Annotated in this window: 2 protein-coding genes; both read right to left on the bottom strand. The window is 41.3% G+C overall.

The features are described from left to right. Positions 1-626 precede the first annotated feature (626 nt). The gene (locus ACTND6_RS10965) at positions 627-893 is read right to left on the bottom strand and encodes a hypothetical protein (RefSeq protein WP_441024280.1); all 267 of its coding nucleotides are present in this window, start codon (positions 891-893) and stop codon (positions 627-629) included. Further along, positions 893-1,279: a hypothetical protein gene (locus tag ACTND6_RS10960; protein WP_441024278.1), complete on the bottom strand. Its 387-nt coding sequence runs from the start codon at positions 1,277-1,279 to the stop codon at positions 893-895. Before ACTND6_RS10960 ends, ACTND6_RS10965 begins: the two co-directional genes overlap by 1 nt. Between the last annotated feature and the right edge of the window lie 212 nt (positions 1,280-1,491).

The following is a 1,491-nucleotide window of genomic DNA, read 5'->3' as shown; positions in this document are numbered from 1 at the left end:
TTCCACAATAAAAACAGCACTGAATTTACCTGTCAGCACTGTTTCTGCACAACTAATTTCAACTTTAATTTTTTTCTTTTGAAAGTGGAATTTAACTTTTCAGTTCAGCAATTTTTATTTTTATAACTCTTATACACTATTTCAAGCGAATATATCTGGTTGATTTTCCGGTTCTCTCACGCTTCAGCTCGCCGGATGCCCGTCTTTAGAGGTTTGCACCATGAATGTTTAGAGGATATTCTGAGAAAAAGTCGAGATTCTCCAGTATTTATCGTTGTTTTTTTGTACTTTAAATTTATTTTATTTTTTTATTTATTTGCTATAAATATGGTGTAAAAGTGTAATGCTTGGAGGACACTTACTATGGCCTATTTTCTCAAGAAAAGACTTTTCTGCGAAAAAGTCACACGCCTAAATGACGTGCCCGGTTCGTTTCCAGTCGTCCGGTAACATTTCAACATCCACTCCATCTTTCTGAATCATTCGGTATCCCGATCCATTCAGTCTTTTGCGATGGAGTTTTTATTGTATGCTTTTTTATAAATACTTCAGAATTTCACCCATGATCTATGTACCTATCATCCAGTAAGATATCATAAACTTCTGGTTCTGATTATTTATCTCATTTAATCCACAAATCCCATGCCTCTTCGATTGATCACATAGGCTGCACAATAATGTACACTCAGTCCTTTGATCTTTGTATACTTTTCTTTTCCAATCTTACTCGTATTCTTTGGATCTACTTTAATTACATCCACCTCATTCATCAAACATTTTCTTTCTACTTTTTCTAGTATCTTTTTATACGCAAAACTCGATAATGTTCTGTTTTCCTTCTTTGGTCGATAGAGCATCCTTGTTTTCAACTGCTTGAAATTCAAGTCTTCCACTACCAGACTCTTCTTCTTGGATTTACATTGTTCCATGATTTCAGGCGGGCAAGCCCGGTCTGCGGGTTCCTGCCGTTGTCGTTCTCGAAAGTCCAGTCCCGCATGGTGGGGTCGGTAAAGCCCCGGCGTTTCAGTTCTTCCACGGTGTCAAGGTGTCTGCGCCGCTTTTCGGCGGCTTCCCGTTCCTCGCGGGCGGTTCTCTGGCAGTCGCACTCTGCCGGGTGGCGGTCGCGCCCGAAGATAGCGGCCTTATCCGGCGCAAAATAGGCTTCTTTCGGCTTGCGGCACTTGCCGCAGTACAGTAAACCGTCCTCGCCGGTGTAGTCCTCCGGCTCCGGGATGGTGGTCGTCATATTCTCCAAAACCGCGTTGATTTCATTCTTCATAAACTCTCGCCCTCCTTGCATGAGTAGTCTGGTATGCCCTTTTTAGGGGCTTCCTTTTTGTCGTTCCCCGCCCATATCCGCAGGGCGGCGGCATAGTTCTGGTGTAGAACGCCAAATTAAATACACATAAAACCAATAATATATTCAAATTAAATAAAAAAACGATGCAGAGAAAAGACTAAATCATAGTCAAAATATCTGCATTTTCTGTA

Origin of the sequence: Bulleidia sp. HCP3S3_C9, from assembly GCF_052064035.1 — a bacterium.
Classification (GTDB): domain Bacteria; phylum Bacillota_I; class Bacilli_A; order Erysipelotrichales; family Erysipelotrichaceae; genus Bulleidia.
Note: the sequence above shows the minus strand (reverse complement) of the source record. Positions and strands in the feature narration are given on the sequence as shown.

Excerpts from the sequence above, each read along its gene's own strand:
- ACTND6_RS10960 (WP_441024278.1), bottom strand. The coding sequence starts at position 1,279 with ATGAAGAATGAAATCAACGCGGTTTTGGAGAATATGACGACCACCATC.